Genomic DNA, 6,320 nt, shown 5'->3' with positions numbered 1-6,320 from the left:
TCACCAGGGGGAAATCGGCGCCGGGGAGGGACACCACGGGGGTCGGGAGCGGCGGCCGCAGGCCGGGCGCGACAGGGGGATCGGGCCATCCTGCCGGAGGTGGGATCGTGGGGTGATTGCACCCCTGTCGCAAATCGATTCCCAGAGGCGTCTCTGGGGCTCTATGGGACGGCGGTGGTAGATTGGCCTTTGCGCAGCGTCCTTTCGGAGCCGCTTCGCCCCATTGCCGCCCCACCGCCCCTGGGATTCGCCGCCCTTGTCAGCCCCCTGGGGAGCCCTTTTCTGAATGAGCGACGCCATCAAAGTCGAAGCGGCCTACGGCGCCGAACAGATTCAGGTGCTGGAAGGCCTGGAGCCGGTGCGCAAACGGCCGGGCATGTACATCGGCACCACCGGCCCCCGGGGTCTGCACCATCTCGTTTACGAGGTGGTCGACAACTCGGTGGACGAGGCCCTGGCCGGCCACTGCGACGCGATCGTGGTGACCCTGCACGCGGATGGCTCCGCCAGCGTCACCGATAACGGCCGTGGCATCCCTACCGACATCCATCCCCGCACCGGCCGCAGCGCCCTGGAGACGGTGCTCACCGTGCTCCACGCCGGCGGCAAGTTCGGCAGCGGCGGTTACAAGGTTTCCGGAGGCTTGCACGGTGTCGGCATTTCGGTGGTGAATGCCCTCAGCGAGTGGGTGGAGGTGACCGTCCACCGCCAGGGGCAGGTCCACCGCCAGCGGTTCGAGCGCGGCCTGCCCATCGGCACCCTCGTCTCCGAGGACGCCCCGGACGCCGGCACCGGCACCGGCACCGCGGTGCGCTTCCTGCCCGACCTCGAGATCTTCAGTGGTGGGATCGCGTTCGATTACCACACCCTTTCGGCCCGTCTGCGGGAGCTCGCCTATCTCAACGGCGGCGTCCGCATCGTCTTCCGCGATGAGCGCCCCGCCGCCACCAACGCCGCCGGTGAGGCCCATGAGGAGGTCTATCACTACGAAGGCGGCATCAAGGAGTACGTCGCCTACATGAATGCGGAGAAGGATCCTCTGCATGCCGAGATCATCTATGTGAATGCCACCAAGGACGGCGTCCAGGTGGAGGCGGCCCTGCAGTGGTGCGTGGATGCCTACTCGGACAGCATCCTGGGCTTCGCCAACAACATCCGCACCGTGGATGGCGGCACCCACATCGAGGGCCTCAAGACGGTGCTCACCCGCACCCTGAACACCTTCGCCAAGAAGCGTGGCAAGCGCAAGGACGCCGACACCAACCTGGCCGGCGAGAACATCCGTGAGGGTCTCACGGCCGTGCTCTCGGTGAAGGTGCCCGAGCCGGAATTCGAAGGCCAGACCAAGACCAAGCTGGGCAACACCGAGGTGCGCGGCATCGTCGACACGACGGTGGGTGAGGCCCTGGGCGAATACCTGGAGTTCAACCCCCAGGTGATCGACCTGATCCTGGAGAAGGCCATCCAGGCCTTCAACGCCGCCGAAGCCGCCCGCCGGGCGAGGGAGCTGGTCAGGCGTAAGTCGGTGCTGGAGAGTTCCACCCTGCCCGGCAAGCTGGCCGACTGCAGCTCCCGCGACCCGAGCGAATCGGAGATCTACATCGTGGAGGGGGATTCGGCCGGTGGCTCCGCCAAACAGGGCCGCGACCGCCGCTTTCAGGCCATCCTGCCCCTGCGGGGCAAAATCCTCAACATCGAGAAGACCGACGACGCCAAGATCTACAAGAACACCGAGATCCAGGCCCTGATCACGGCCCTTGGACTGGGCATCAAAGGCGAGGACTTCGAGGAGAAGAACCTCCGCTACCACCGCATCGTCATCATGACCGATGCCGACGTGGACGGCGCCCACATCCGCACCCTGCTGCTCACCTTCTTCTACCGCTACCAGAAGGCCCTGGTGGAGGGTGGCTACATCTACATCGCCTGCCCACCGCTGTACAAGGTGGAGCGCGGCAAGAACCACAACTACTGCTACAACGAAAACGAGCTCAAGAAGGTGCTCTCTGGCTTTGGCGAGAAGGCCAACTACAACATCCAGCGCTTCAAGGGCCTGGGCGAAATGATGCCCAAGCAGCTCTGGGAAACCACCATGGATCCGGAGACCCGCATGATGAAACGGGTGGAAATCGAGGATGCCCTCGAGGCCGACCGCATCTTCACGATCCTGATGGGCGACAAGGTGGCGCCGAGGCGGGAATTCATCGAGACCCACAGCGCCGAGCTGGATTTCGCCCAGCTCGACATCTGATGACCCCACGCCATCCGATGCCGGTGCCGGCCTGGCGCTGGGCCGCCCTGCTCGGGTTCGCCCTGCTGGCCCCGGCGGCCCTGCCCGCCGGCGGTGGTGATCGGCGCCTGCCGGAGGTCAGGCGCCGCGAGCGCCAGGCCGAGCCCCTGCTCAGCAACGGCACCCTCGGGCTCCACTGCGCCCCCCGCTGCCAGGCGCCCGTGCTGGCGCGTCCAGAAGCCGGAGCCCCGCTGCGGGTCCTGAGGGAGTGGATGGAGCCCGGCGGCCGCCGCTGGCTCCAGGTGGAAGCATCGACGGCAGCCGGGCGGGCCAGCCGTGGCTGGCTGGTGGGCTGAGCTGCCGCCGACACTCAGGCGGCCAGCGCCTGCTCGATCGCAGCAACCAGGTCAGCCCCGTCCGGTTCCACGGCGCTCTTGAAGCGGGCCACCACGGTGCCGTCCTTGCCGATCAGGAACTTCTCGAAGTTCCAGGCCACATCGCCGGCGGGTTCGGCCTGGGTGAGGGTGTCGTAGGGCGCCGTCTTGGAGCCGGTGGCATGCACCTTGTCGAACAGTTCGAAGCCCACGCCGTAGGTGGTGGAGCAGAACTGCTGGATCTCCTCGAGGGTCCCCGGCTCCTGGGCGCCGAAGTCGTTGCAGGGGAAGCCGAGGACGGCGAACCCCTGGGGGCCGAAGCGGTCCTGCAGGGCCTGCAGGCCGGTGTACTGGCGGGTGAAGCCGCAGCGGCTGGCCACGTTGACGATCAGCAGCACCTGGCCGGCCCACGCCCCGAGCCGGCGCTCCTCGCCAGCGGCGGTGCGCACCACCACGTCGCTCACGTTCACGGCCATGGTTTCCTGGGAAGGGATGTTCGCCGCGGACCCTAGCGGCTCAGCCCATACACTCGTATCCACCGGCATGCGAGGAGCCATGGCTGAGGCCTCCGCCGTCGCCGAGGTGGTGGCCCGCCAGTTGGAGGGACTGCTGCAGGCGGGCAACTACGACGGCGCCAAACTGCTGCTGCAGCCTGTGCAGGCGGTGGATTCCGCCGAGGCGATCGGCACCCTGCCGCGCACGCTGCAGGCGCTTGCCTTCCGGCTGCTGCCGAAGAACGAGGCCATCGAGGTTTACGAATACCTCGATGGCTCGGTGCAGCAGAGCCTGCTGGAGCGCCTGCGCTCCGGCGAGGTGCTGGAACTGGTCGAGGAGATGTCCCCGGACGACCGGGTGCGGCTCTTCGATGAACTGCCGGCCAAGGTGGTGCGGCGGCTGCTGGCGGAGCTCTCCCCGGCGGAGCGGCGGGTCACGGCCCAGATGCTGGGCTACGAGGCTGAAACAGCCGGGCGCCTGATGACCACCGAGTTCATCGACCTCAAGGAATTCCACAGCGCCCAGCAGGCCCTCGACATCGTTCGCCGCCGCGCCCGCGACACCGAGACGATCTACAGCCTTTATGTGACCGACGCCTCGCGCCACCTCAGCGGCATGCTCTCGCTGCGAGATCTGGTGACGGCGGATCCGGAGGACCGGCTGGGGGATGTGATGACGCGGGAGGTGATGAGCGTCGCCACCGACACGGACCAGGAGGAGGTGGCCCGGGTGATCCAGCGCTACGACTTCCTGGCCGTGCCGGTGGTGGACCGGGAGCAGCGGCTGGTGGGGATCGTCACCGTGGACGACGTCATCGACGTCATCCAGCAGGAGGCCACCCGTGACCTTTACGCCGCCGGCGCCGTGCAGGCCGGCGATGAGGACGACTACTTCCGCAGCAACCTGTTCACCGTGGCCCGTCGCCGGGTGGTGTGGCTGCTGGTGCTGCTGGTGGCGAACACCGGCACCTCGGCCGTGATCGCCTCCGAGCAGCTGGTGCTGAAGCAGGTGGTGCTGCTGGCGGCCTTCATTCCGCTGCTGATCGGCACCGGTGGCAACGTCGGGGCCCAGAGTTCCACCGTGGTCATCCGGGGCCTGAGCACCCAGCGGCTGCAGTCCCTGGGGCCCTGGCGCACCATCGGCCGGGAGCTGGTGGCCGGCGCGCTGCTGGGTGGTCTGCTGGCGGTGGTGGTGGTGCCCTGGGCCTGGACCATGGGGGGCAGTGCCCTGGTGGCGACCTCGGCCGGTATCAGCCTGGTGGCGATCACCACCCTGGCCGCCACCGCAGGGGCGGCCCTGCCCCTGCTGTTCGACCGCCTCGGCCTGGATCCGGCCCTGATGTCGGCCCCGTTCATCACCACGGCCACGGACGTGGCCGGCGTTTTCATCTACCTCAAGACCGCCCAGCTGTTGCTGCCAAGGCTGGGAATGGGGTGATCCGGCGGATCGGCGGTTTCTGAGAGGAGTTCACACTTCGTGATGTTACGCTTTACAGACAGTTATGGATCGGATCCATGGTCGTCGCCTTCGCCGTTGCCCAGCCGTCGACTCCCGTCACTGTCCAGGCGGCGGTCCGCGCCGTCCCGAGCCGTTCCATGCCCCCGGTGGATGGCGATCTGGTCCGCTCTTACCTGCGGGACATCGGCCGGGTGCCGCTGCTCAGCCATGAGCAGGAAATCACCCTGGGCCGCCAGGTGCAGGAGCTGATGGCCCTCGAGGAGATCCGTGAAGAGCTGAAGATGCGTTCCGGGGGCAGCGATCCGAGCCAGCAGGAACTGGCGGTGGCGGTGGGCCTGCGCCCCGAGGTGCTCCGCAAGCGCCTGCACGCCGGCCGCCGCGCCAAGGAGCGGATGGTGGCGGCCAACCTGCGCCTGGTGGTGAGCGTGGCCAAGAAGTACACCAAGCGGAACATGGAGCTGCTCGACCTGATCCAGGAGGGCACGATCGGCCTGGTGCGGGGCGTCGAGAAGTTCGACCCCACCCGCGGTTACAAGTTCTCCACCTACGCCTACTGGTGGATCCGCCAGGGCATCACCCGGGCGATCGCCGAGAAGAGCCGCACGATCCGGCTGCCGATCCACATCACCGAAACCCTCAACAAGCTCAAGAAGGGCCAGCGGGAGCTGAGCCAGGAGCTGGGCCGCACCCCCACCCTCAGCGAGCTGGCCGTGGCGGTGGAACTCCCCGAAGAGGAAGTGAAGGATCTGCTCTGCCGCGCCCGCCAGCCGGTGAGCCTGGAGACGAAGGTGGGCGACGGTGAGGACACCGAGCTGCTGGATCTGCTGGCCGGAGACGACCTGCTGCCGTCCGAGCTGGTGGATGGCGAGTGCCTCAAAGGGGACCTGCGGGCCCTGCTGGAGCAGCTGCCGGACCTGCAGGGCCGCGTGCTGAAGATGCGCTTTGGCATCGACGGCGAGGAGCCGATGAGCCTCACCGGCATCGGCCGCATCCTGGGCATCAGCCGCGACCGGGTGCGCAACCTGGAGCGCGACGGCCTGGCCGGCCTGCGCCGCCTCAGCGACGCCGTCGAGGCCTACGTGGCGATCTGATCCCGCCGTTTGCGAGGCTTGGGGCCTGCACGCCCCCTCCACTTCCATGGTCGGCACGCCCCCGGAAGAGCCCACCATGGAGGTGGTCAGCCTCTTTCCTCGCTATCTGCTGCAGGGCCAGTTACCCCCAGCCCAGCTGGCCGACCTGCTGGCCATGGCCCGCGCCGTGCTTGCCCAGCCCGAACGAAGTCCGGATGCGTCGGTCAAGCTGGCCGGTCAGCTGTCCCAGCAGCGGGAGCTGGGGCCCGACCATCCCGCCGCCGCCGAACTCTGTCGCTCGGTGATCCTGCCGGCCTGTGAGCGCTGGATCCGCCACGTGATCGACCAGCAGCCCCCCCAGGGCCGGGGTCCCTGGACGCAGGGCCGCTATGGCCTGCAGATGATCGACCTCTGGCTCAATGCCCAGCGAGCCGGCGACTACAACCCCACCCACACCCACGGAGGCAGCTTCTCCGGCGTGCTGTTCCTGCAGGTGCCGCCCCAGATCAATGCGGAGCGCTTCGACGGCCAGCTCTGTTTCCATGGCCCGGAGGAATGGCATATCCAGAGCTTCCGCACCGGCATGGCCCACTACGTGCTGCCGGTGCCCGGTGATTTCTATGTGTTTCCGGCCTGGCAACCCCACTCGGTGCCTCCCTTCCGCGGCGAAGGGGAGCGCTGGTCAATCGCCTT

General features: G+C 67.9%; 6 protein-coding genes. 5 read left to right on the top strand and 1 reads right to left on the bottom strand.

Annotated elements, in window-relative coordinates:
- Positions 1 to 286 precede the first annotated feature (286 nt).
- Both gyrB and KBZ04_RS13320 read left to right on the top strand, forming a co-directional pair.
- Positions 287 to 2,251 (top strand): DNA topoisomerase (ATP-hydrolyzing) subunit B, encoded by a 1,965-nt coding sequence (gyrB, locus tag KBZ04_RS13325; RefSeq protein ID WP_254992389.1) that lies wholly within the window; start codon positions 287 to 289, stop codon positions 2,249 to 2,251.
- A complete protein-coding gene (locus KBZ04_RS13320; RefSeq protein ID WP_254992388.1) occupies positions 2,251 to 2,586 on the top strand; it encodes an SH3 domain-containing protein in 336 nt (111 codons plus the stop codon). Before gyrB ends, KBZ04_RS13320 begins: the two co-directional genes overlap by 1 nt.
- Before the next feature lie 14 nt (positions 2,587 to 2,600).
- Here KBZ04_RS13320 and KBZ04_RS13315 read toward each other — a convergent pair whose 3' ends face one another.
- The gene (locus KBZ04_RS13315) at positions 2,601 to 3,080 is read right to left on the bottom strand and encodes a glutathione peroxidase (RefSeq protein ID WP_254992387.1); all 480 of its coding nucleotides are present in this window, start codon (positions 3,078 to 3,080) and stop codon (positions 2,601 to 2,603) included.
- 79 nt (positions 3,081 to 3,159) lie between these two features.
- On the opposite strand from KBZ04_RS13315, the gene mgtE reads away from it, so the two are divergent.
- From mgtE to KBZ04_RS13300, 3 genes are all read left to right on the top strand, one after another.
- Positions 3,160 to 4,536, top strand: a complete 1,377-nt coding sequence (gene mgtE, locus KBZ04_RS13310; RefSeq protein ID WP_254944470.1) for a magnesium transporter — start codon at positions 3,160 to 3,162, stop codon at positions 4,534 to 4,536.
- Between the two features lie 77 nt (positions 4,537 to 4,613).
- Positions 4,614 to 5,648, top strand: coding sequence for an RpoD/SigA family RNA polymerase sigma factor (locus KBZ04_RS13305; RefSeq protein WP_409995983.1), 1,035 nt, complete (start codon positions 4,614 to 4,616; stop codon positions 5,646 to 5,648).
- Between the two features lie 46 nt (positions 5,649 to 5,694).
- A partial coding sequence (locus KBZ04_RS13300; RefSeq protein ID WP_254992386.1) for a putative 2OG-Fe(II) oxygenase occupies positions 5,695 to 6,320 on the top strand: 626 nt, incomplete at its 3' end.

It is taken from the genome of Cyanobium sp. N5-Cardenillas (genome assembly GCF_024345515.1).
In the GTDB taxonomy this organism is placed as follows: Bacteria; Cyanobacteriota; Cyanobacteriia; order PCC-6307; family Cyanobiaceae; genus Cyanobium.
This window is presented reverse-complemented; position numbering and strand designations above follow the sequence as displayed.

What these genes read in the sequence shown, in the direction of transcription:
- gyrB (WP_254992389.1), top strand. Translation starts at nt 287, where the DNA reads ATGAGCGACGCCATCAAAGTCGAAGCGGCCTACGGCGCCGAACAGATT.
- KBZ04_RS13315 (WP_254992387.1), bottom strand. Translation starts at nt 3,080, where the DNA reads ATGGCCGTGAACGTGAGCGACGTGGTGGTGCGCACCGCCGCTGGCGAG.
- mgtE (WP_254944470.1), top strand. Translation starts at nt 3,160, where the DNA reads ATGGCTGAGGCCTCCGCCGTCGCCGAGGTGGTGGCCCGCCAGTTGGAG.
- KBZ04_RS13305 (WP_409995983.1), top strand. Translation starts at nt 4,614, where the DNA reads ATGGTCGTCGCCTTCGCCGTTGCCCAGCCGTCGACTCCCGTCACTGTC.
- KBZ04_RS13320 (WP_254992388.1), top strand. Translation starts at nt 2,251, where the DNA reads ATGACCCCACGCCATCCGATGCCGGTGCCGGCCTGGCGCTGGGCCGCC.